Below are 21,162 nucleotides of genomic sequence, written 5' to 3'. Positions count from 1 at the left end.
CAGGCCCTCTGGAACCCGTGGCCGCCCGGGCGGGCGATCCCCGGCTCTGGGGGACCCTCGGCCCGACGGACCGGACGCGCGGTCCCGTTCAGGGGCACGCGCGGGTCCGGTCGGGCGAGCGGCTCAGTCCCGGCCCAGCGACTCGAACCGCCACCGGTGCACCGCCCGGGTCACCAGGTCCCCGTCCGGCTCCGGCAGTTCGGGCAGCTCGGCGTCGTACGCGGCGTCCCACCAGGTGATCACGAGGACCCGGTCCTGCGGCGCGCGGAGGAACTCGCGGCGCAGCGGCGTCCCGGCGAGTTCCTGGGCCCGGGCCCAGGCCAGCAGCTCCGGGCCGCGCCCCTGCGCGGCCCGGGCCTCCCACATCAGCGCGACCGTCACGGGTAGAGGTTCTCCTTGCTGACCTCGTGCACGTGGTCGTGGTCACGGCCGGGGACATGGGGGTCGGTCACCGGCAGCGAGGAGTCGGCCGACAGGTCCCAGTCGGACGCCGCGCGGTTGCGGGCGACCATCTCCGCGCCGAGCGCGGCCACCATCGCGCCGTTGTCGGTGCACAGCTTGGGCCGCGGCACCCGCAGCCGGATGCCGGCCTGCTCGCAGCGCTCCTGGGCCAGCGCCCGCAGCCGGGAGTTGGCGGCGACGCCGCCGCCGATCATCAGGTGGTCGACGCCCTCGTCCTTGCAGGCGCGCACGGCCTTGCGGGTGAGTACGTCGACGACGGCCTCCTGGAAGGAGGCGGCCACGTCCCGGACCGGTACCTCCTCGCCCGCCGCCCGCCTGGCCTCGATCCAGCGGGCCACGGCCGTCTTCAGGCCGGAGAAGGAGAAGTCGTACGCCGGGTCGCGCGGCCCGGTCAGGCCCCGCGGGAAGGCGATCGCCTCCGGGTCGCCCTCGCGGGCGTAGCGGTCGATGACGGGGCCGCCGGGGAAGCCCAGGTTCAGCACCCGGGCGATCTTGTCGAAGGCCTCGCCGGCCGCGTCGTCGATGGTCGCGCCCATGGGGCGGACGTCGGAGGTGATGTCCGACGACAGCAGCAGCGAGGAGTGGCCGCCGGAGACCAGCAGCGCCATCGTCGGCTCCGGCAGCGGTCCGTGCTCCAGCTGGTCGACGCAGATGTGCGAGGCGAGGTGGTTGACCCCGTAGAGCGGCTTGCCGAGGGCGTAGGCGTACGTCTTGGCCGCGGAGACGCCGACCAGCAGCGCGCCCGCCAGACCCGGTCCTGCGGTGACCGCGATGCCGTCGAGGTCCTTCGCGGCGACCCCGGCCTCCTGCAGCGCGCGGTCGATGGTCGGGACCATCGCCTCCAGATGGGCGCGGGAGGCGACCTCGGGCACGACACCGCCGAAGCGGGCGTGCTCGTCGACGCTGGAGGCGACGGCGTCGGCGAGGAGGGTGGTGCCGTGGACGATGCCGACGCCGGTCTCGTCGCAGGAGGTCTCGATCCCCAGGACCAGGGGTTGGTCAGCCATTGATCTCGGTTCCTTGTACGGAGGTTGCTGGGTCGGTCAGGCGCATCACCAGGGCGTCCACGTTGCCCGGCTGGTAGTAGCCGCGTCGGAAGCCGATGGGTTCGAAGCCGAAGCGCTCGTACAGCTTCTGTGCGCGCACGTTGTCGACGCGGCACTCCAGCATCACTTGGGCGCACTCGAAGGTGGTCGCCGCGCGCAGCAGTTCGGTGAGGAGGCGGGCGCCGAGGCCGGTGCCCCACTGGTCGCGGGCGACGGCGATGGTCTGCACGTCGGCCACGTCGCCGGAGGAGGCGAGTCCCGCGTACCCGGCGACCCGGCCGTCGGCGGTCTCGGCCACCAGGTACCGCCGGGTCGCCTCCGGGCCCCGGGAGTGGGCCAGCTCGGACCAGAACATCCCCCGCGACCAGGCGTCCTCGGGGAACAGGTTCTTCTCCAGCTCCAGCACGGCGTCGATGTCCCACCAGCGCATCTCGCGCAGCACGACGGTGTCGGATCCGGTCACTTGGGGGTGACCACCTTGTAGTTCCTGGGGACCTGGGCGTCGGGCCGGCGCAGGTACAGCGGCCGGGGCGCGGGCAGTTCGACGCCCGCCGCGAGCCGCTCGGCGGCCAACCGGGCGAGGGCGGCGGCGGAGACGTGCTCGGGCTCGTGCACGCGCGGGAAGACCTCCGGGTACAGGAGTGCGCCCGCGCCGACCGCGGGCAGGCCCTCGACCTGCCCGGTGATGTCGGCGGGCCGGTCCACGGCCGGGTCGGTCAGGCGGGTGCGGGAATCCGCGTACGTCGCCCAGTAGACCTCCTTGCGCCGGGCGTCGGTCGCCACGACGAAGGGGCCCCGGTCGATGTCCGCGGCGTAGGCGAGCCCGTCCAGCGTGCACACGCCGTGCACGGGGACCTGGAGGGCCAGTCCGAAGGTGTCGGCGGTCATCAGTCCGACCCGCAGCCCGGTGTAGGGGCCGGGACCGACACCGACGACGATCCCGGTGACGGCGTCCAGCGCGAGGCCGGCCTCGGTGAGCACGCGGTCAACGGCCGGCAGCAGCAGCTCTCCGTGCCGGCGCGCGTCCACCTGGCTCGAGGAGGCGATGACGTCCGTCCCGTCGTACAGGGCGACGGTGACGGCTGGGGTGGCGGTATCCAGAGCGAGCAAGAGCACGCGAACAGCCTACGGCGCCGCGGGCTCCGTGTCGGACGTCCCGGTGGGACCGGCCCCTGCTGTTACGGTCGGCGCAGGCACCAGGTACGACGCGATCACTGAGGTGGGCAACGGTGGCAAGCAGCAGCTCCGGAATCGTGGCCGGGCTCACCGCGGCGGCCGTCGCAACCGTCGGTTTCCTCGCCTGGCAGGCCTCCGCGACCGTCCCCGCCGGACTGGGCGGAGCACCACGGTCGAGCAGCGAGCCCGCCACGTCCGAGGCGCCCCGTGCCACACGGAGTCCCACCGCGCTGCCCGCCGGTTCGGGCACCGGTCAGCGCGTCGTGTACGCGGTGCACGACCACCGGGTGTGGCTCGTCGGGGGTGACGGCAAGGTGCGGCGCACCTTCACCGTCGAGCCCGGCACCGTGGATCCGGAACCCGGCACCTACGCCGTCACCTCCCGCTCGAACGCGATCACCGGCACCGACGGCCTGCCCGTCGAGCACGTCGTGCGCTTCACCAGCGTGGACGGTGTGACCATCGGCTTCAGCGCGACGGTGCGCGAGCCGACACGGGCCCCGGACCGCACGTTGCGCACCGGCGGCATCCGCGAGAAGCGCGCGGACGGCGACGCGATGTGGGGCTTCGCGACGATCGGTCGGCGCGTCGTGGTGGTCCGCTAGGGCCGGCACCGTGCGTCCCCATGACGAACCCACCGGTTCGGGATCTTCCACTGCGACCGGGATGATCCGCGCCTCGCGGTGCCCGGGCGCCACGGGTGGGGCCGGACGCTGAACCGCGGCCACCCGTTGGCCCGGGTCCGGACGTTCGGGGCTCCCGCCGCCGTGGGGGCGATCGTCCACCTGTACGGGCACTGACACCGCAGGGCGGTGGCGCGGGCGGCACCGCAGGGGGTCGTGGTGGTCCGCTGGACGCTCGGCGGAACATGCCGCGGTCCGCCGTCGGCCGGCTGCGGCGCCGTCGCGGCCGATCGCGCGGTTCCCCGCGCCCCTTCTCGGGGCGCCGCCGAACCGTGGTGCGGGTCAGGCCACTCTGCGCTGCGGTTCGGTCTGCGCCGGGCGGTCTGCGGCCTCCCGGGCATCGGCGTCCCGCGGGGGCCGGGAGACGGCGTCGGCCGCCGCGCACGCGGCCAGCAGATCCCGCATGGACGGTCCCGCGACCGCGTCGGGGCGGTGCGGCGGGGGCGTGCTGTCGGTGGCCGGCATGAACGCCTCCTCAACATGGGGGCGGACGTACTTAGGCACACCTAAGTACGAACGGGATACCATGTGACCACGCCGGGCACGCCCCGCGCAACATCTTGCCGACAGCCTGTCGGAACGTACGGGCGGTGTTCAGGCCGACAGGACGCCGAGGTCGGCGGCCGTCCACCGCTCCCCGACTCCGGTCACCGTGACCCGGCGCACCTCGTCGGTGGTGTCGCCGACGGCCCGGTGGATGACGACCTGGAGCCGGTCCTCGGTCAGCTCCTCGACCTTGCCCTCGCCCCACTCCACGACGACCACGGAGTCCGGCAGCGACACGTCCAGGTCGAGGTCCTCCATCTCGTCCAGCCCGCCGGACAGGCGGTAGGCGTCGACGTGGACGAGCGGCGGGCCGTCGCCGAGGGACGGGTGCACGCGGGCGATCACGAAGGTCGGGGAGGTGACGGCACCGCGCACGCCGAGGCCCTCGCCGAGCCCGCGGGCCAGGGTCGTCTTCCCGGCACCGAGCTCCCCGCTGAGCATCACCAGGTCGCCGGCGCGCAGCAGCTTGGCGAGCCGGCGGCCCAGGTCGCGCATCTGCTCGGGGGAGGTGACGGTCAGCCGGATCTCAGCGTGAGGGTGCGGTGCTGCTGGTGCTTCCATAGCCACCCACGGTAGCCCCTGCGGGCACGGCACCCGCGCGGGTGAGCAGGTCGGCGAGGCGGTCGGTGACCACCTCCGGGTGTTCCAGCATGACCAGGTGCCCGGCATCGGGGACGAGGACCAGCTCGGCGTCGGGCAGCAGGCCGGCGATGGCCTCGCTGTGCTCGCTGGGCGTCACCAGGTCGTCGAGCCCGGCCAGGACCAGCACCGGCATCTGCCGGAAGCAGGCCAGGGCCTCGGTCTCGTCGTGGTCGGCGAAGGCGGGGTAGTACTCGGCGACGACGTCGATCGGCGTGCTCTCGATCATCCGCTCGGCGAAGCGGGCGACGGCCGGATCGATGTCACGGCCGGAGAAGGAGTACCGCTTGATGACCCCGGCGAACAGGTCGGCGGTGGCCCGCCGCCCCTTCTCCACCAGCTCGGCCTGCTGGCCGAGCGCCTTGAGCACTCCCGGCAGGATGCGCCGGACGGCGTTCACGCCGGCGAGGGGCAGCCCGAAGTTCACCTCGCCGAGCCGCCCGGAGGACGTCCCGACGAAGGCGGTGGCCATGACCCGGTCCCGGATCAGCTCGGGGTACTGGGCGGCGAGCGCCATCACCGTCATACCGCCCATGGAGTGGCCTACCAGCACGATCGGGCCCTCGGGCACGGCCGCGTCGATGACGGCCTTCAGGTCGCGGCCCAGCTGGTCGATGCCGACCGGCACCCGGTCCTGGTTCTGGGCCACCCCGCGCCCGGAGCGGCCGTGGCTGCGCTGGTCCCAGTGCACGGTGCGGACGACGCCGCGCAGCGCGGCGCGCTGGAAGTGCCAGGAGTCCTGGTTGAGGCAGTAGCCGTGGCTGAAGACGACCGTGACGGGCAGCGGCGCCTTGCGCCCGAACAGCCGGCGCCTGCGGGGCGCGGATCCGCCCTCCGGCTCGACGTCGTCGACCTCGTAGTACAGCTCGGTTCCGTCGTCGGCGGCCGCCCGGCCCGGGGTGCCGCGCAGGGTCCCGTACGGGCCCGCGGAGTCCAGTGCCAGCCGGGCCTTGCGCCGCATGCCACGGCCGACGGTCATCCGCTCTATGGCGACGCCCGCGGCCGCGCCCGCGGCGACCACGCCTATCGCGGCGCCGGCGAGGCCGGTCGCCCTGCGCCAGCCGCCGGGCACCGCCGCGGTGGAGGCGACGGCCGCGACGGCCTCCGCAGTGCTCTCGCTCACGTACCGCTCCTCCTCGCCGTCCTGCCCTCGGGCGGACTACCCGCTTCGTCGCCCCTTCACCCGGTCCGTTGCCGAACCGACGTCACCGGCGCTCGGCGCGCGCCGGAGGCGCTGCCGGCGGCGCGAACGCGCCGCTCGTACGCCCCGGCCGGCCGGGCTCCGCGCCGGAACCCGCGCAGCGGGCTCCCGGCGTGGCCGGCGCCCGCCGACCGCGGTCGCCGGCCGGTCTCACCGGTCCCTGTCGTCGTGATGGACGCGCGGGACGCGTGCTCCGATCCGCGTGACGATCTCGTACGCGATCGTGCCGGCGGCCTGGGCCCAGTCCTCGGCGGTGGGCTCCCCCCGGTCGCCGGGCCCGAACAGGACGGCCCGCGCGCCCGGCTCCGGCTCGTCGCCCCCCAGATCGACGACGAACTGGTCCATCGCGATCCGTCCCGCGACGGTACGCCATTTGCCCTCGACGAGCACCGGTCCGGCACCGGACGCGTGCCGGGGCACGCCGTCGCCGTACCCGAGCGGGACGAGGCCGAGGGTGGTCGGGCCGGGCGTGACGTAGTGGTGTCCGTAGCTGACGCCGTGGCCGCCGGGGACGTGCTTGACCAGGGCGAGGGAGGCGGACAGCGTCATCGCCGGGCGCAGTCCGAAGTCGGCGGGGGTGCCGATCTCGGGGCTGGGCGAGATGCCGTACATCGCGATGCCCGGGCGGACCAGGTCGAAGTGTGACTCCGGCAGGGTCAGCGCGGCCGGGGAGTTGGCGATGTGCCGCACCTCGGGGCGCGCGCCCTGCCGCTCCGCGTGGGCGGTCATCTCCCGGAAGAGGGAGAGCTGCGCGGCGACGGAGGGGTGCCCCGGCTCGTCGGCGCAGGCGAAGTGGGACCACAGGCCGGTGACCGTCAGCAGTCCCTCGGCCTGCGCCCGCAGCGCCTCGGCGACGAGCGCGGTCCAGTCCGCACCGGGCTGGCAGCCGTTGCGTCCGAGACCGGTGTCGGCCTTGAGATGCACGCGCGCGGGCCGGGACGCGGTGCGGGCGGCCGCCACGAGCTCCCGCAGCGCCCACATACCGCTGACGGAGACGTCGATGCCGGCCTCGATCGCCTCCCTCCAGGGCCCCCCGGGCGTCCACAGCCAGCACATGACGCGCACGTCGGCGGGCACGCCGGGATCCGCGCGCACCGCCAGGGCCTCCTCGGGCGTGGCCGCGCCCACCCAGGTGGCACCGGCCTCGACCGCCGCACGGGCGCACGGGAGTGCGCCGTGGCCGTACCCGTCGGCCTTCACCACGGCCATGAACGCCGCGCCGGGGGTCCGTGCGCGCAGGGCTCGCACGTTGGCCCGCAGGGCGGCCAGATCGATCTCGGCGCGGGCCCGCAGGGGCGCCGTCCGCCGGCTCTCCACTGTCTCAGTCATAGCGCCCCCAGTGTGTCAGAGGGCCCCGGCGGGCTCCCGGGGGCCGCCTGCGCGCGGGGCCCCGGTACCGCGGCCGGCGAGCGGCGCGGCGGGGGCGGCGTGCGCGACGCAGGTGGACGGGAGGGCGGCGGCCAGGACGCAGGCGGCGAGGCGGCGGACGGCGCGTGTGCTGATCATGCGGTCAGACAAACGTGCCGTCCTGCCGGGCCGGACGCGGCCACGCTGGCAGGTCACCCCGCCGGAGCAGCCACACGCGGCGGCGGCCCGCCGCGGACGGTCCCCACCGGGGAGGCCCCGGGCCGGGCCGCCGCGCGCGGTCCCCCGCCGGGTCGTCCGTCACACGTCCCGCACGTCCCGCCAGGCCCGGGGAATCGCCTCGGCGATGTCGTGCGCGCCCACCGGCGCCCCCACGGCGGCGATCCTGCCGGCCAGCCCGTGCAGATAGGCGGCCGAGCTGCCCGCGTCCCGCGCCGACAGCCCGGCCGCGAGCAGGGATCCCGCCAGCCCGGACAGGACGTCCCCGCTGCCGGCCGTGGCCAGCCACGACGTCCCGGTGGCGTTGACCCGCACCGGCTCCGGGCCCCCGGGGGAGGCGACCAGCGTGGTCGACCCCTTCAGCAGCACCGTCGCCCCGTACCGTTCCGCCAGCTCCCGTGCCGCGGCCAGCCGGGCCCCCTCGACCTCCTCACGTGCGACGCCGAGCAGCGCTGCGGCCTCCCCGGCGTGCGGGGTCATCAGGGTCGGCGCCGTACGGGCGCGGACCGTGTCCCGTTCCGCCAGCCTCAGCCCGTCCGCGTCGACCAGGACGGGGACGTCGGCCGTCAGCACCTCGGCGACGGTGGCCGCGTCGTCCCCGGCCCCCGGCCCGACCACCCAGGCCTGCACCCGCCCCGCGGCCTTCGGCCCCTGGTCGGAGACGAGGGTCTCGGGGAAGCGCGCGATGACCGCCGCGCCCGCCGGCCCGACGTACCGCACGGCGCCGGCGCCGCCCCGCAGCGCCCCCGAGACGGCGAGGACGGCGGCGCCCGGATAGCGCACGGACCCGGCCGCGACCCCGACGACGCCCCGGCGGTACTTGTCGCTCTCCGCCCCCGGCAACGGCAGCAGCCCGGCCACGTCCGCGTGCTGCAGCGCCTCCAACGCGGCGTCCTCGGGCAGCGCCAGGCCGATGTCGACGAGCCGGACCGACCCGGCGTGGTCCCGCGCCGGGTCGATCATCAGGCCCGGCTTGTGCGTGCCGAAGGTGACCGTCAGGTCGGCCCGCAGCGCCGCGCCGTGGACCTCGCCCGTGTCGGCGTCGACCCCGCTGGGCAGGTCGACGGCGACGACAGCGGCCCGCGACCGGTCGGCGGCGTCCGCCAGCGGCACCGCCTCCGGGCGCAGTCCGCCCGTGCCGCCGATCCCGACGATGCCGTCGACGACGAGGTCGGCACGGTCGATGAGCGGCGGGGCGCCCTCGGTCCCGGTGACCGTGCCGCCGGCCCGGCGCAGGGCGGCCAGCCCGGCGGCGTGCGCGCGCCCCGCGTTCAGCAGGACGGCCGTGACCCCGGCGCCGCGGCGGGCGAGCCGGGCACCGGCGTACAGGGCGTCGCCGCCGTTGTCGCCGCTGCCGACGAGCAGCACCACCCGGCTGCCGTAGACCCGCCCGAGCAGGTCGGCACACGCGGCGGCGAGCCCGGCGGCGGCCCGCTGCATCAAAGCGCCCTGAGGGAGCCGGGCCATCAGCTCCCGTTCGGCCGCCCTTACCGTCTCCACGCTGTACGCAGTCCGCATGGCACCGAGTCTTCCCCACGTCCCGCCCGCGACGCGCCGGGACGCGCGCGTCCGCGGGCGGCCCCCTCGGCCCGGCGGCTCCTACCCTTCGGCCACCACCACCGCCGAGGCCACCCCGGCGTCATGGCTGAGGGACACGTGCCAGGACCGCACGCCGAGTTCCGCGGCCCGCGCCGCGACCGTGCCACGCACCCTCAGACGGGGCTGCCCGCTGTCCTCGACGTACACCTCCGCGTCGGTCCAGTGCAGCCCGGCCGGCGCACCGAGCGCCTTGGCCAGGGCCTCCTTGGCGGCGAACCGGGCGGCGAGGGAGGCGACTCCGCGCCGTTCCCCGCCGGGAAGCAGCAGCTCGCCGTCCACGAACAGCCGCCGCGCCAGCCCCGGCGTGCGCTCCAGCGACGCCGCGAACCGCTCGATCTCGGCCACGTCGATACCGACCCCGATGATGCTCATGCCGTGCACCCTACGGCCGGGGTGGAACAGCGGGGCGACGACGACGCAGGGGCGGAAGGGCTCAGGCCGCCGCGAGTTCGCACCAGACGTACTTGCCCCGCGTGCCGTGCCGGGCCAGCGGCTGCCACCCCCACAGGTCGGAGCAGGCCCGCACCAGGGCCAGCCCCCGGCCCTCCTCCGCGCAGGCGCCCGCCTCCCAGGGCACCGGGGGCTCCGGTGGCTCGGGGTCCGCGTCCCACGCCCCGATGCGCAACGTCCCCGGCGGCGCCCAGCGCACCCGCAGCGCGGCCGGGCCCGCGGTGTGGCGTACGGCGTTCGACACCAGCTCCGCCGCCAGCAGTTCGGCGACGTCGACGAGCCCGATCAGCCCGTGCAGCGTGAGGACCAGGCGGAGGGTGCGGCGGCAGACGGTGACGGCGCGCGGGTCGTTCGGGATGTGGAGGGCGTACTCCCACGGCTCGTTCTCGGGCATGCGGGTGACTCCGTTGTGTCGGTGGGGGGCGGGCGGGCCGACGGTGTCATTGCCGCAGCCGTCACGGCAGGACGGAGCGGTGCGCTTCCGGTGGCCCCGGGGACGCGCAGGGTGCGCGTTGCGTGACCGACAGTAGGGACCAAACTTGGTCCCATGCAAGCCGTTGCCGTAATCTCCCCCTCGAACGAGTCATTGGCTCGGGGAAGTTGGGGCCGGGAAGGAAGCCATGCCACGCAGGCAGCAGCCCACCGCACGCCAGCAGCGTCTCGGTGCCGAGTTGCGGAAACTCCGCGAGGCGGCAGGACTCAAGGGACGCGACGCCGCCGCATTGCTCGGGACGGACTCGGCCCAGGTGAGCCAGATCGAGGCCGGCCTCGCGGGCCTGAGCGAGGAGCGGCTCTGCCGCATTGCCGCGCACTACACCTGCTCGGACGAGGAGTTGGTGGAAGCGCTGGCCGCCATGGCCGGCAACCGGACACGCGGCTGGTGGGAGGAGTACCGGGGCCGCCTGCCCACGCCCTATCTGGATCTGGCCGAGCTGGAGCATCACTCCAGCTACCGATGGGACGCGGACTTCCTGCACATCCCGGGACTCCTCCAGACCGAGGAGTACGCCCGGGCGCTCTTCTCCTACGTCAACCCGGAGTTCCCGGCGGAGGAGGTGGATCGGCGGGTGGAACACCGCATGAGGCGCAAGGTCATCATCGAGCGCACGGATCCGATTCCGTACGAGACGGTGATCCACGAAGCAGCACTGCGCATCAACGTCGGCAGCCGCGAGGCAACCCGCGCTCAACTCGCCCGCGTCCTGGAGTTGTCCGAGGCCGACCACGTCACCGTCCGGCTCATCCCCTTCGCCCAGGAGGGGTTCGCCGGGGCCGGGAGCGCCATGGTGTACGCGGGAGGCCCCCTCCCCCGGCTGGACACCGTGGTGCGCGACGGACCCCACGGCACGGTGTTCGTCGACGCTGAGGCCCAACTCGGTCGCTTTCGAACGCTTTTCCGTAAAGTGAGGGCAGCGTCACTCGAACAGGACCGTTCGCGTGACTTCATCCGCAGGCTGGCGAAGGAGCTGTGAGGACCGGCATGAACACCCCCACCTCATGGAAGAAGTCGTCCCACTCCGGCGGAGGAGAAGGCAATGCCTGCGTCGAGATAGCCGAGTCCGGCGCCCACATAGCCATCCGCGACTCGAAATCCCCGGCCGGTGCCGTTCTCACCGTTCCGGCCGGGGCGTTCGCCCGCTTCGTGGGAGCCCTGAAGGAGACTCACTCCACCGTGACGGACTTCGCCAGGTTGCGCGGCTGATCCACCTCGTTGCCGCGCGCGGTGGCCAGCTCGCAGGCGAAGACCTGGAGCGGCACCGTCGCCACCAGGGGCTGCAGCAGCGTCGGCGTGGCCGGGATACGGATGAGGTGGTCGGCGTAGGCGACCACGGCCTCGTCCCCCTCCTCGGCGATCACGATGGTGCGGGCGCCGCGGGCCCGGATCTCCTGGATGTTGGAGACGATCTTGTCGTGGAGGACGGACCGGCCCCGCGGTGACGGCACGACCACCACGACGGGCAGGTCCTCCTCGATCAGCGCGATCGGCCCGTGCTTCAGCTCGCCCGCCGCGAAGCCCTCGGCGTGCATGTACGCGAGCTCCTTGAGCTTCAGCGCGCCCTCCAGGGCGACCGGGTGCCCGACGTGCCGGCCGAGGAAGAGGACGGTGTTCTTGGCGGCCAGGGAGCGGGCCAGCGCCCGCACCGGTTCCATGGTCTCCAGCACCCGCTCGACCGCACCGGAGATCTGCGCGAGGTCGCGGATGACGGCACGGATCTCGTCGCCCCACTGGGTGCCCCGCACCTGGCCCAGGTAGAGGGCGACCAGATAGCAGGCCACGAGCTGGGTCAGGAACGCCTTGGTCGACGCGACGGCGACCTCGGGGCCCGCGTGCGTGTACAGCACCGCGTCCGACTCGCGCGGGATCGTCGAGCCGTTGGTGTTGCAGATGGCGAGCACCTTGGATCCCTGCTCGCGGGCGTGCCGCAGGGCCATCAGCGTGTCCATCGTCTCGCCGGACTGGGAGATGGCGACGACGAGGGTCTGCGGGTCGAGGATGGGGTCGCGGTAGCGGAACTCGCTGGCGAGCTCCACCTCGCACGGGATCCGCGTCCAGTGCTCGATGGCGTACTTGGCGATCAGGCCGGCGTGGAAGGCGGTGCCGCAGGCGACGATGACGACCTTGTCGATCTCGCGCAGCGCCGCCGGTGAGATGCGGACCTCGTCCAGGGTCAGGGAGCCGGAGGTGTCGATGCGGCCCAGCAGGGTGTCGGCGACGGCCTTGGGCTGCTCGGCGATCTCCTTGAGCATGAAGTAGTCGTAGCCGCCCTTCTCGGCGGCCGAGGCGTCCCAGTCGACGTGGTAGGAGCGGACCTCGGCCGGGCTGCCGTCGAAGCCGCTGACCGTCACGCTCTCCCGGCGCAGCTCCACGACCTGGTCCTGGCCCAGCTCGACCGCGGAGCGGGTGTGCTCGATGAAGGCGGCGACGTCGGAGGCGAGGAAGGCCTCGCCGTCGCCGACACCGACCACGAGCGGTGAGTTGCGGCGGGCTCCCACGACCACGTCCGGCTCGTCGGCGTGCACCGCGACCAGCGTGAAGGCGCCCTCCAGCCGCCGGCACACCAGCCGCATCGCCGCGGCGAGGTCGGCGGTCGCCGAGAACTCCTCGGCCAGCAGGTGCGCCACCACCTCGGTGTCCGTCTCCGAGGTCAGTTCGTGGCCCCGCTCGGCGAGTTCGGCCCGCAGGACCGCGAAGTTCTCGATGATGCCGTTGTGGACGACGGCCACCCGGCCCGCGTTGTCCAGGTGGGGGTGGGCGTTGGCGTCGGTCGGACTGCCGTGGGTGGCCCAGCGGGTGTGCCCGATCCCGGTCGTGCCCGTCGGCAGCGGCCGGTCGACGAGCTCCTTCTCCAGGTTGACGAGCTTTCCGGCCTTCCGGGCGGCCGCCAGCCCGCCGTCCGCGAGCACGGCGACGCCGGCCGAGTCGTATCCCCGGTACTCCAGCCGCCTCAGTCCGGCCATCACGACATCGAGCGCCGACTGCGCCCCCACGTATCCCACGATTCCGCACATGGCGGGCAGCCTACGGCCCGTCACCCACCCGAAACCCCGCTTGCGTGCCCGGATTCGGAAATTCCCACGAGGGTACGAACGCCCCGCGAAGCCTGTTTCGCGTCAGGGGCGCCGGGTCGGTGCGGAGAGACCGAAGTCGGCGGACGTCAACCAGCGCCGCATCCGGGTGGCCAGGGGGCGCTCCACGAAACGGTGGGCGAGGTAGGAGAGCACGACGAGTCCGCCGATGGTGACCGCGACCAGCGTCCAGGGGGCGACCCGGTCGCGGTAGTGGTGCAGGACGGCCACGCCGACGACGTCGTGCAGCAGGTACAGCGGGAAGGTCAGCGTCCCGGCGACGGTCAGCCACCGTGAGCGGATCCGGCTGGTCCAGCCGAGCGCGATCGCGCCGACCAGCAGGAAGAACACCGTGACCAGGAGGATCAGCCAGCCGCGCCAGGGAGCCCAGGCCGCCCAGCTGTTGCGGCCTCCGTCCGGGGCCAGCAGGAAGTGCAGGGCCAGCAGCCAGGACATCCCGACGATGCCCCAGAGCAGCGGTGTGGGGTGGAACCGGTGCATGAGGTAGAAGGCCATGCCCGCGATGAAGTAGGGCGCGGAAGGCGGGTTGACCAGGAGCGGGAGCAGCGGGATGTCGGAGGCGCGGGCCAGCGCCACGGCGACCGTCCACATCCCGCAGAAGACCACCACGCGCCGGTGCGTGAGCCCCTTCCACACCAGGACCGCGAAGGCGAGGTAGAAGCACAGCTCCGGCCAGAGCGTCCAGTACACCGGGTCGAGATTGCCCGCGCCCAGCGGTTTCTGAAGCATCGTGAGGTTGGCGAGCAGGTCCCACACCGGGCGGCGCACGAAAGGGAAGCCGAGGGTGTAGACGACGCACGCCGAGACCCCGATCGCGATCCAGTACATCGGATAGAGCCGGGTCACACGGGAGACGAAGAAGGCCCGCGGGGTGCGACCCCACGCGCTCATGCAGATGACGAACCCGCTGATCAGGAAGAACAGGTCGACACCGAGACGGCCGTAGGCGAAGTAGGCGTGCGCCTCGGGGAAGACGTCCTGATAGGGCCTGCCCCAGATCCGCACCACGGTGGACGGCTTCTGGCCGATGAAGTGGAAGAGCGCCACGGACAGGGCCGCGGCGAAGCGCAGTCCGTCCAGCGCCGCCAGCCGCTGCCCGCTCGTCCGGCCGACGGCCGGTGCGGGGGCCGGGGCCGGCAGGACCGCCCGCGCGGCGCCCCCGTCCCCGCCTCTTCCGCCCGTGGGCGCGTCGAGGAGTTCCGTGGTGTCCGCGTGGCTCATTCGCTCACCGTCCGTCGTCGCCTCGTGCGGTGCAGGCCGGCGACCCGCTCGTACGAACGGCAGGCTCGCATCCCCGACCGCCCCGGCGCCTTCCCGAGGCCCGGCGTGTCGGGACTCCGCACAGAACCGGCACCGGACGGTCACCCACCCGGCGCCGGACCCCCACCAGCTGCGCAGTCGCCCGGCGGGACTCCCCCCGGACGACGAGGATCCGGCGCGGCTCCCGCCGGGCGACGACGACCCGGCGGGAACGGCGGCGGGTCAGCCGAGCTTGGCGAGCTGCGCCTGGACGAGCTCCACGGGGAAGTCGAAGTCGTCACCGGTGGCCGCGGCGGCCATGTTCACGGCGGGGAGGTAGGCGAGGGTGGCGCCCTTGCGGACGACGACGCCCTTGACCGGGGCGCGCGTGCCCTCCGCGTCCATGGTCATGGTCACGGCCAGGGCCTCGTCGGCACCCTGGGGGGCGTCGGTCTCGACCACCTTGACGTCCTTCGTCGCGGCGCCGCCGACGGAGAACTCGAAGCCGCCGGCGCACTGGGTCGCGGCCGTGGTCAGCTCCTTCATCGCCTTCTCGGCACCGCCGTCGGCGTAGGACGCCAGCGTCAGCACGACCATCGACTTGTCGAGACCGGAGAGGAACTTCTCCTCCTCGCTCGCACCCGCGGCGGGCTTCTTCGGGTCGCCGATCCACTTGCGCGCGACGGTGGCCGCGGGCTTGCCGACGAAGGTACCGGCCTGGAGCTGGGCCAGCGGCGCGCACTCCGCCTTGGCGGCCTTCACCTTGTCCTGGGCCACCTGGTCCTGCGCCGGCAGCTTCTCCATGATCGTGCCGCTCTTGACGTCCGCCTGCGTCAGCGCGGCCTTCTGCAGCTCGGCCGCGGTGAGCGCCTTCGCGGCGGCGGTGGCCGCGGGAGCGGTGGAAGCGGAGGCGGAAGCTGCGGCGGAGGCGGAGGCGGACGCGCCGGCCCCGGCGGTCTTGCCGTCGCCGGACGTGCCGGCGTCGTCCGAGGAGCCGCCACAGGCAGCGGCCAGCAGGGCGAGGGCGGCGGCGGAGGCGGCGAGAGCGGTGCGGCGCACGGCGGTGGATCTCACAGGTAGGGCTCTTCCTGTCGCGCCCGCGGCGCACACTCGCCGGGGCTTTGCCCGCACTTTACGCACGGCGAGGACGCACATGATCAGCAGGTCTGGACCTGGTATCGGCTCGTGATGTGACCGTGACACGCCAACCACCGCCGGGGACCGGCACGTGACGGACCCCACCCTGCCGGCCGTGCGAAGTCCGATAACAATGGACTGTGATCTCTCCGGTCTCCTCGATGCCCCGGAGCGCCCACCGGCAGCGGCCGGAGGCGACTCCCTACGTCGACCTCACCCGTGCCGAGTGGAGCGCCCTGCGCGACAAGACGCCGCTGCCGCTGAGCGCGGAGGAGGTGGAGAAGCTGCGCGGCCTGGGCGACGTCATCGACCTCGACGAGGTGCGGGACATCTACCTCCCGCTGTCCCGGCTGCTCAACCTCTACGTCGGCGCCACCGACGGCCTGCGCGGGGCGCTGAACACCTTCCTCGGGGAGCAGGGCTCCCAGTCCGGGACCCCGTTCGTGATAGGGGTCGCCGGATCCGTCGCCGTCGGCAAGTCCACCGTCGCCCGCCTGCTCCAGGCGCTGCTCTCCCGCTGGCCCGAGCACCCGCGGGTCGAACTGGTCACGACGGACGGCTTCCTGCTGCCCACCGAGGAACTCCGGACGCGCGGCCTGATGTCCCGCAAGGGCTTCCCCGAGTCCTACGACCGCCGCGCCCTGACCCGCTTCGTCGCCGACATCAAGGCCGGCAAGGACGAGGTGACCGCACCCGTCTACTCCCACCTCATCTACGACATCGTCCCGGGCGAGAAGCTCTCCGTGCGCCGCCCCGACATCCTCATCGTCGAGGGCCTGAACGTCCTTCAGCCCGCCCTGCCCGGCAAGGACGGCCGGACCCGGGTCGGGCTCGCCGACTACTTCGACTTCAGCGTGTACGTCGACGCCCGCGCCGAGGACATCGAGCGCTGGTACCTCAACCGGTTCCGCAGGCTGCGCGAGACCGCGTTCCAGAACCCGTCGTCGTACTTCCGCAGGTACACGCAGGTCTCCGAGGAGGAAGCCCTCGACTACGCCCGCACCATGTGGCGGACCATCAACAAGCCGAACCTGGTGGAGAACATCGCCCCCACCCGCGGCCGGGCCACGCTGGTGCTGCGCAAGGGCGCCGACCACAAGGTGCAGCGACTGAGCCTGCGCAAGCTCTGACCACCGGCCCTGCTACAACGGGCTCATGCTGCACCTGCGCCTGATCACCCCCGCGGACCGCACCGAGGCGGTGGTGACCCTGCTGGAGAACAGCGTCGGCACCACCAACCTGGCCGTGCTGACCGGCGCCGCCCGCGATCCGGCGGGCGACGTGATCCTGTGCGACGTCGTGCGCGAGGCGGGCGACGAGGTGCTGCGGGAACTGCGTGCGCTCGGCATCCACGAGTGCGGCTCCATCGCCGTGGAGACCGTCGACCTGGAGCTGTCCCAACGGGCCGAGCAGGCCGAGCACGAGGCACCCGGCGAGGGCGCGGACGCGGTGGTGTGGGAGCAGCTGACGGAGGTCACCCACGAGGAGTCGACCTTCAGCATCACCTACGTCGCCTTCCTCACGCTGGCGGTGATGCTCGCCGCCTGCGGTGTGATGCTCGACAACGCCATCCTGATCGTCGGCGCCATGGCCGTCGGCCCGGAGTTCGGACCGCTCGCGGGCATCTGCACCGCCGTGGTGCAACGCGCCCCGCGCCTCGCGGGACGCTCCCTGTACGCGCTGCTCGCCGGGTTCGCCCTGGCGATCGCGCTGACGGTGCTGTTCAGCGTGCTCATGGACGCGGCCGGGCTGTTCCGGGAGATCATGCTGGAACGGCCGCGCTCGAACACGGCGTTCATCTGGAAGCCCGACCGGATGTCCTTCGTCGTGGCCTTCCTCGCGGGCGTCGCGGGAACGCTGTCCCTCACCTCGGCGAAGTCCAGTGCGCTGATCGGCGTGGCGATCTCGGTGACGACCGTCCCCGCGGCCGGCAACGCCGCCGTGGCACTGAGCTACGGCGACCTCGGCCAGACCTACGGTTCGGCGGCCCAACTGCTGGCCAACCTCGGCGGCATCGTGCTCGCGGGCACCCTCACGCTGCTGGCGCAGAAGTGGCTGTGGTCCCGCCGCGGACGCCGGGCGGCAGCCGGACGCGCCCAGCGGCAGGCGTCCTGAGCAGGCCGGGCGAAGTCCACCGCGGTTGCGGCGGCGCCCCGAGGGAGCGCGGGGAACCGCGCGACCTGACAGCGCCACGGTCGACCGACGCCGTACCGCGGCACTTGGAGCGGGGCGCTCGGATCCACTCCACGCCGTCCGCCGCGACGCCGAGCGGTCAGGGGGCGGGGCTGTAGGTGAGGTCCTTGACCGCGTGCGTGAAGGAGTCCTCCACGAACTGCTGGTGCTCGGGATCCACCGTGGGCTCGGACTTCGGGCGCGGTGCCGGGGTCCGGAGCGCCTCGGCGATCTCGGCGGCCCAGTCCCGCCCCGCGGACCCGGACGCCGCCACGGTGGTGCCCCGCGAGTCCGGCGACGCGGCCGAACGGGCCGCGCGCAGAGCGCGCTCCGCCTCCTGCTCGGCCTGCCGCACCGCAGCCTCGAAGGCCGCCGTCTGCTCGGCCCGCCACGCCACCAGGCCCTGGACCCGTGCCTGTTCGGCCACGGCGGCGGCGCCCCGGACGCCCTCGTCACGGATCAGATCCGCACCGCTCCCGCCGGCGGCCGCGGCCGTACCGCACGTCCCGGCCCACACCGCCGCCACCATCAGCGCCGTCACGCGCCTGCCTGCACTCATGTCCCGATGCTCCCCGCTGGCGTCCTCCGCCTCGGCCGATGCCGGGGACACTAGTGCCCGCAGGTCTCCCGGTGATCACGGGCGGGTCGCGTCCACAGCACGCACGGCGCCGCCCGCCCCTCTGGGGGGCGCGACGGCGCCGTGCGGTACGAGCGTGCGGCGGCCGAGTGCCGGCCTGCGGACGTGGATCAGCCGAGCGCCGACTTCACCGCGTCGGCCAGCTGCCCGGCCACCGACCGGGCCTGGTCGATGTCGGCGGCCTCCACCATCACCCGGACCAGCGGCTCCGTGCCGGAGGGGCGCAGCAGCACCCGGCCGGTCGCGCCCAGCTCCCGCTCCGCCTCGGCGACGGCGGCGGCCACGTCGGCCGACTCGCCGACCCGCGCCTTGTCCACGTCGGGGACGTTGATCAGCACCTGCGGCAGCCGCTCCATCACGGACGCCAGCTCCCGCAGCGTCCGTCCGGTCTGCGCGACCCGCGCCGCGAGCATGAGGCCGGTGAGGGTGCCGTCGCCGGTCGTGGCGTGGTCCAGGATGATGACGTGCCCGGACTGCTCACCGCCGAGGGCGTAGCCGTGCTGCTTCATCTCCTCCAGCACGTACCGGTCGCCGACCCCGGTCTGGACGAGCTTCAGGCCCTCCCGCTCCAGGGCGAGCTTGAAGCCGAGGTTGGACATGACGGTCGCGACGACGGTTCCGGCCCGCAGGACGGACCGCTCCCGCATCGCCAGCGCGAGTACGGCGAGGATCTGGTCGCCGTCGATCTCCTCGCCGGTGTGGTCCACGGCGAGGCAGCGGTCGGCGTCGCCGTCGTGGGCGATGCCGAGGTGGGCGCCGTGCGCGACGACCGCGGCCTTCAGCTGGCCGAGGTGGGTCGATCCGCAGCCGTCGTTGATGTTGAGCCCGTCCGGCTCCGCACCGATCGTGATGATCTCGGCGCCGGCCCGCGAGAACGCCTCCGGGGAGACGCGGGCGGCGGCGCCGTGCGCCTCGTCGAGGACGATCTTCAGTCCGTCGAGGCGGTTCGGCAGGACACCGACGAGGTGGGCGACGTACCGGTCGAAGCCCTCGGTGTAGTCGCGTACGCGTCCCACGCCGGCGCCGGTCGGGCGCTCCCACGGCTCGCCGCGGCGGTGCTCCTCGTACACGGACTCGATCCGGTCCTCCAGCTCGTCGGCGAGCTTGTGGCCGCCGCGGGCGAAGAACTTGACGCCGTTGTCGGGCATCGCGTTGTGGCTGGCGGAGAGCATGACGCCGAGGTCCGCGCCGAGCACGCCGGTCAGGTAGGCCACCGCGGGCGTCGGCAGCACGCCGACCCGCAGGACGTCCACGCCCGCGCTCGCCAGGCCCGCGACCACGGCTGCCTCCAGGAACTCCCCGGACGCACGCGGGTCCCGTCCGACCACGGCGGTCGGCCTGTGGCCCTCGAAAGTGCCCGCCTCGGCCAGTACGTGTGCCGCCGCGACGGACAGTCCGAGTGCCATCTCGGCCGTCAGATCCGCGTTGGCGACACCGCGCACGCCGTCCGTGCCGAAGAGTCGTCCCACGTGTCCTCCTACAGGAAGCGTCAGTCACGGTCGCCCGTGCGGGTGCGGCCCGTGCACAGGGGTCCCGTTCCGGGCCTGCACGGCCCGGAGATCCGATCACACAAGCAGCTCAACATCTTGTGCCGTTATACGCCCGAAGGCGGTGATACACGAACGCCCCGGCGGCACACTGGCGTGCCGCCGGGGCGTTCGGAGTACGCAGGGGAATCAGGATACGAGGTGTCGGCTCCGGATCCCCGAGAACGTACGAGCAGGCAGCGAAGCTTTAGCGCTTGCTGTACTGCGGAGCCTTGCGGGCCTTCTTCAGACCGGCCTTCTTGCGCTCGACCGCACGGTCGTCGCGCTTCAGGAAGCCGGCCTTCTTCAGCGGGCCGCGGTTGTTGTCCACGTCCGCCTCGTTCAGGGCGCGGGCGACACCGAGACGCAGCGCGCCGGCCTGGCCGGAGACACCGCCGCCGGAGATGCGGGCGACGACGTCGTAGCGGCCTTCGAGCTCGAGCACCTTGAAGGGCTCGTTCACTTCCTGCTGGTGCACCTTGTTCGGGAAGTACTCCTCGAGGGTGCGACCGTTGATCTTCCACTTGCCGGTGCCCGGAACGATCCGGACACGGGCGATGGCCTCCTTGCGGCGGCCCAGGCCGGCGGCCGGCTGGGGCTCACCGAAGGCGGAGGCGAGGGACTCCGAGGTGTACTCACCCTCGACGGGGACCTCGGACTCGGTGGTGTAGCTGTCGATGTCAAGCTCTTCGAGCGGCTGCTCGGCAGTGGTCTCGGCCACGATTCTCCTCAGATTCTCTTCAGTCTTAGGGGGTGGCCGGACTTACTGCGCGACCTGGGTGATCTCGAACGGCACCGGCTGCTGCGCAGCGTGCGGGTGCTGGTCACCCTTGTAGACCTTCAGCTTCGAGAGCATCTGACGGCCCAGGGAGTTCTTGGGGAGCATGCCCTTGACGGCCTTCTCGACGGCCTTCTCGGGGTTCTTCTCGAGCAGCTCGTCGTAGCGGACGGAGCGCAGACCGCCCGGGTAACCGGAGTGGCGGTACGCCATCTTCTGGGTCCGCTTGTTGCCGGAGAGGTGCACCTTGTCGGCGTTGATGATGATGACGAAGTCACCAGCGTCGACGTGCGGCGCGTAGATCGGCTTGTGCTTGCCCCGCAGAAGGGTGGCGGCGGTCGTGGCGAGACGACCCAGGACGACGTCCTGAGCGTCGATGACGTGCCACTGGCGCGTCACATCGCCGGGCTTGGGGCTGTACGTACGCACGGTTCGTAGCCTTCGCTTCGAGTGAATGGTCCTGAACAGGTCACCGAAACGATCACGACAGCCTCGATCGCACGGCGGCGACGCATACCGCAAGCGTGGGATCGCTGGTCATCGGCCCGGTGGACCGGTGTAAGGGCCCGTCCCGTGAGAATGAGCAAGCCAATACACAACGAACAAGCAGAATACCGGGGCACCCCTGAGGGGTCAAAACGGCCCCTCACCACGCACGGCGCCGGCCCGTTCGCCGCCCCGGGCGGACGGCAGGGCCGC

The 21,162-nt window shown here is 73.2% G+C and carries 24 protein-coding genes; 5 read left to right on the top strand and 19 right to left on the bottom strand.

All coding sequences use genetic code 11. The features are described from left to right. Positions 1–123: 123 nt before the first annotated feature. Genes JS756_RS09055 through tsaB form a run of 4 tightly spaced genes read right to left on the bottom strand, consistent with a single transcriptional unit; the run spans position 124 to position 2,624 of the window. Entirely contained in the window at positions 124–381 is a 258-nt protein-coding gene (locus JS756_RS09055) for a hypothetical protein (protein WP_205382481.1), read from the bottom strand. Continuing rightward, positions 378–1,469 (bottom strand): tRNA (adenosine(37)-N6)-threonylcarbamoyltransferase complex transferase subunit TsaD, encoded by a 1,092-nt coding sequence (gene tsaD, locus JS756_RS09050; RefSeq protein ID WP_205382480.1) that lies wholly within the window; start codon positions 1,467–1,469, stop codon positions 378–380. The genes JS756_RS09055 and tsaD overlap by 4 nt, the downstream gene beginning before the upstream one ends. Next, positions 1,462–1,938 (bottom strand): ribosomal protein S18-alanine N-acetyltransferase, encoded by a 477-nt coding sequence (rimI, locus tag JS756_RS09045; RefSeq protein WP_205382653.1) that lies wholly within the window; start codon positions 1,936–1,938, stop codon positions 1,462–1,464. Before rimI ends, tsaD begins: the two co-directional genes overlap by 8 nt. Before the next feature lie 29 nt (positions 1,939–1,967). After that, complete coding sequence (gene tsaB / locus JS756_RS09040) at positions 1,968–2,624, bottom strand: tRNA (adenosine(37)-N6)-threonylcarbamoyltransferase complex dimerization subunit type 1 TsaB (RefSeq protein ID WP_205382479.1); 657 nt, start codon at positions 2,622–2,624, stop codon at positions 1,968–1,970. A 113-nt stretch (positions 2,625–2,737) separates the two neighbouring features. Here tsaB and JS756_RS09035 point away from each other — a divergent pair, with 113 nt between their 5' ends. Further along, complete coding sequence (locus JS756_RS09035; protein ID WP_205382478.1) at positions 2,738–3,289, top strand: hypothetical protein; 552 nt, start codon at positions 2,738–2,740, stop codon at positions 3,287–3,289. A gap of 360 nt (positions 3,290–3,649) precedes the next feature. On the opposite strand, the gene JS756_RS09030 is transcribed toward JS756_RS09035, so the two are convergent. The 8 genes from JS756_RS09030 to JS756_RS08995 form a co-directional block, all read right to left on the bottom strand. Continuing rightward, a complete protein-coding gene (locus JS756_RS09030; RefSeq protein WP_205382477.1) occupies positions 3,650–3,832 on the bottom strand; it encodes a hypothetical protein in 183 nt (60 codons plus the stop codon). 129 nt (positions 3,833–3,961) lie between these two features. After that, positions 3,962–4,474 carry a tRNA (adenosine(37)-N6)-threonylcarbamoyltransferase complex ATPase subunit type 1 TsaE gene (tsaE, locus tag JS756_RS09025; RefSeq protein WP_205382476.1) on the bottom strand — a complete coding sequence of 171 codons (513 nt, stop codon included), beginning with the start codon at positions 4,472–4,474 and terminating at the stop codon, positions 3,962–3,964. After that, positions 4,440–5,675 (bottom strand): alpha/beta fold hydrolase, encoded by a 1,236-nt coding sequence (locus JS756_RS09020; protein WP_205382475.1) that lies wholly within the window; start codon positions 5,673–5,675, stop codon positions 4,440–4,442. The genes tsaE and JS756_RS09020 overlap by 35 nt, the downstream gene beginning before the upstream one ends. Positions 5,676–5,903: 228 nt before the next feature. Next, complete coding sequence (gene alr / locus JS756_RS09015; protein ID WP_205382474.1) at positions 5,904–7,082, bottom strand: alanine racemase; 1,179 nt, start codon at positions 7,080–7,082, stop codon at positions 5,904–5,906. 15 nt (positions 7,083–7,097) lie between these two features. Then, a complete protein-coding gene (locus JS756_RS09010; protein WP_205382473.1) occupies positions 7,098–7,259 on the bottom strand; it encodes a hypothetical protein in 162 nt (53 codons plus the stop codon). 159 nt (positions 7,260–7,418) lie between these two features. Then, a complete protein-coding gene (locus tag JS756_RS09005; protein ID WP_205382472.1) occupies positions 7,419–8,855 on the bottom strand; it encodes an NAD(P)H-hydrate dehydratase in 1,437 nt (478 codons plus the stop codon). Positions 8,856–8,936: 81 nt separating this feature from the next. Then, on the bottom strand, positions 8,937–9,308 hold the full coding sequence (locus JS756_RS09000) for a holo-ACP synthase (RefSeq protein WP_205382471.1): 372 nt from the start codon (positions 9,306–9,308) through the stop codon (positions 8,937–8,939). A gap of 61 nt (positions 9,309–9,369) precedes the next feature. Further along, a complete protein-coding gene (locus JS756_RS08995) occupies positions 9,370–9,780 on the bottom strand; it encodes an ATP-binding protein (protein ID WP_205382470.1) in 411 nt (136 codons plus the stop codon). 226 nt (positions 9,781–10,006) lie between these two features. On the opposite strand from JS756_RS08995, the gene JS756_RS08990 reads away from it, so the two are divergent. Beyond that, on the top strand, positions 10,007–10,858 hold the full coding sequence (locus tag JS756_RS08990) for a helix-turn-helix domain-containing protein (RefSeq protein WP_205382469.1): 852 nt from the start codon (positions 10,007–10,009) through the stop codon (positions 10,856–10,858). Positions 10,859–10,866: 8 nt separating this feature from the next. Further along, on the top strand, positions 10,867–11,088 hold the full coding sequence (locus JS756_RS08985) for a DUF397 domain-containing protein (protein WP_205382468.1): 222 nt from the start codon (positions 10,867–10,869) through the stop codon (positions 11,086–11,088). On the opposite strand, the gene glmS is transcribed toward JS756_RS08985, so the two are convergent. The 3 genes from glmS to JS756_RS08970 form a co-directional block, all read right to left on the bottom strand. Further along, a complete protein-coding gene (gene glmS / locus JS756_RS08980) occupies positions 11,049–12,896 on the bottom strand; it encodes a glutamine--fructose-6-phosphate transaminase (isomerizing) (RefSeq protein ID WP_205382467.1) in 1,848 nt (615 codons plus the stop codon). The two genes, JS756_RS08985 and glmS, sit on opposite strands and share 40 nt — an antisense overlap. Before the next feature lie 102 nt (positions 12,897–12,998). Continuing rightward, positions 12,999–14,195, bottom strand: a complete 1,197-nt coding sequence (locus tag JS756_RS08975; RefSeq protein WP_205382466.1) for an acyltransferase family protein — start codon at positions 14,193–14,195, stop codon at positions 12,999–13,001. Between the two features lie 261 nt (positions 14,196–14,456). Further along, entirely contained in the window at positions 14,457–15,287 is an 831-nt protein-coding gene (locus JS756_RS08970; protein ID WP_205382465.1) for a hypothetical protein, read from the bottom strand. A gap of 224 nt (positions 15,288–15,511) precedes the next feature. On the opposite strand from JS756_RS08970, the gene coaA reads away from it, so the two are divergent. After that, positions 15,512–16,480: a type I pantothenate kinase gene (gene coaA, locus JS756_RS08965; protein ID WP_205382652.1), complete on the top strand. Its 969-nt coding sequence runs from the start codon at positions 15,512–15,514 to the stop codon at positions 16,478–16,480. Positions 16,481–16,505: 25 nt separating this feature from the next. Further along, entirely contained in the window at positions 16,506–17,465 is a 960-nt protein-coding gene (locus JS756_RS08960) for a DUF389 domain-containing protein (protein ID WP_205382464.1), read from the top strand. 157 nt (positions 17,466–17,622) lie between these two features. Here the strand turns inward: JS756_RS08960 and JS756_RS08955 are convergent, their stop codons facing one another. The 4 genes from JS756_RS08955 to rplM form a co-directional block, all read right to left on the bottom strand. Further along, positions 17,623–18,081: a hypothetical protein gene (locus JS756_RS08955; protein ID WP_205382463.1), complete on the bottom strand. Its 459-nt coding sequence runs from the start codon at positions 18,079–18,081 to the stop codon at positions 17,623–17,625. A 188-nt stretch (positions 18,082–18,269) separates the two neighbouring features. Continuing rightward, positions 18,270–19,628: a phosphoglucosamine mutase gene (gene glmM / locus JS756_RS08950; protein WP_205382462.1), complete on the bottom strand. Its 1,359-nt coding sequence runs from the start codon at positions 19,626–19,628 to the stop codon at positions 18,270–18,272. 265 nt (positions 19,629–19,893) lie between these two features. Further along, on the bottom strand, positions 19,894–20,406 hold the full coding sequence (gene rpsI / locus JS756_RS08945) for a 30S ribosomal protein S9 (protein WP_205382461.1): 513 nt from the start codon (positions 20,404–20,406) through the stop codon (positions 19,894–19,896). Positions 20,407–20,448: 42 nt separating this feature from the next. Continuing rightward, a complete protein-coding gene (gene rplM, locus JS756_RS08940) occupies positions 20,449–20,892 on the bottom strand; it encodes a 50S ribosomal protein L13 (protein WP_205382460.1) in 444 nt (147 codons plus the stop codon). Positions 20,893–21,162 lie beyond the last annotated feature (270 nt).

It is taken from the genome of Streptomyces actuosus (genome assembly GCF_016921115.1).
Lineage (GTDB): Bacteria > Actinomycetota > Actinomycetes > Streptomycetales > Streptomycetaceae > Streptomyces > Streptomyces actuosus_A.
The sequence above is the reverse complement of the archived record's forward strand: the minus strand, read 5'-3'. Positions and strand labels throughout refer to the sequence as shown.

Excerpts from the sequence above, each read along its gene's own strand:
- JS756_RS08985 (WP_205382468.1), top strand. The coding sequence starts at position 10,867 with ATGAACACCCCCACCTCATGGAAGAAGTCGTCCCACTCCGGCGGAGGA.
- JS756_RS08960 (WP_205382464.1), top strand. The coding sequence starts at position 16,506 with ATGCTGCACCTGCGCCTGATCACCCCCGCGGACCGCACCGAGGCGGTG.
- JS756_RS08975 (WP_205382466.1), bottom strand. The coding sequence starts at position 14,195 with ATGAGCCACGCGGACACCACGGAACTCCTCGACGCGCCCACGGGCGGA.
- JS756_RS08990 (WP_205382469.1), top strand. The coding sequence starts at position 10,007 with ATGCCACGCAGGCAGCAGCCCACCGCACGCCAGCAGCGTCTCGGTGCC.
- coaA (WP_205382652.1), top strand. The coding sequence starts at position 15,512 with ATGCCCCGGAGCGCCCACCGGCAGCGGCCGGAGGCGACTCCCTACGTC.
- JS756_RS09030 (WP_205382477.1), bottom strand. The coding sequence starts at position 3,832 with ATGCCGGCCACCGACAGCACGCCCCCGCCGCACCGCCCCGACGCGGTC.
- alr (WP_205382474.1), bottom strand. The coding sequence starts at position 7,082 with ATGACTGAGACAGTGGAGAGCCGGCGGACGGCGCCCCTGCGGGCCCGC.
- glmS (WP_205382467.1), bottom strand. The coding sequence starts at position 12,896 with ATGTGCGGAATCGTGGGATACGTGGGGGCGCAGTCGGCGCTCGATGTC.
- tsaE (WP_205382476.1), bottom strand. The coding sequence starts at position 4,474 with ATGGAAGCACCAGCAGCACCGCACCCTCACGCTGAGATCCGGCTGACC.
- JS756_RS08995 (WP_205382470.1), bottom strand. The coding sequence starts at position 9,780 with ATGCCCGAGAACGAGCCGTGGGAGTACGCCCTCCACATCCCGAACGAC.
- tsaD (WP_205382480.1), bottom strand. The coding sequence starts at position 1,469 with ATGGCTGACCAACCCCTGGTCCTGGGGATCGAGACCTCCTGCGACGAG.
- rimI (WP_205382653.1), bottom strand. The coding sequence starts at position 1,938 with ATGCGCTGGTGGGACATCGACGCCGTGCTGGAGCTGGAGAAGAACCTG.
- JS756_RS09000 (WP_205382471.1), bottom strand. The coding sequence starts at position 9,308 with ATGAGCATCATCGGGGTCGGTATCGACGTGGCCGAGATCGAGCGGTTC.
- JS756_RS08955 (WP_205382463.1), bottom strand. The coding sequence starts at position 18,081 with ATGAGTGCAGGCAGGCGCGTGACGGCGCTGATGGTGGCGGCGGTGTGG.
- JS756_RS09005 (WP_205382472.1), bottom strand. The coding sequence starts at position 8,855 with ATGCGGACTGCGTACAGCGTGGAGACGGTAAGGGCGGCCGAACGGGAG.
- JS756_RS09010 (WP_205382473.1), bottom strand. The coding sequence starts at position 7,259 with ATGATCAGCACACGCGCCGTCCGCCGCCTCGCCGCCTGCGTCCTGGCC.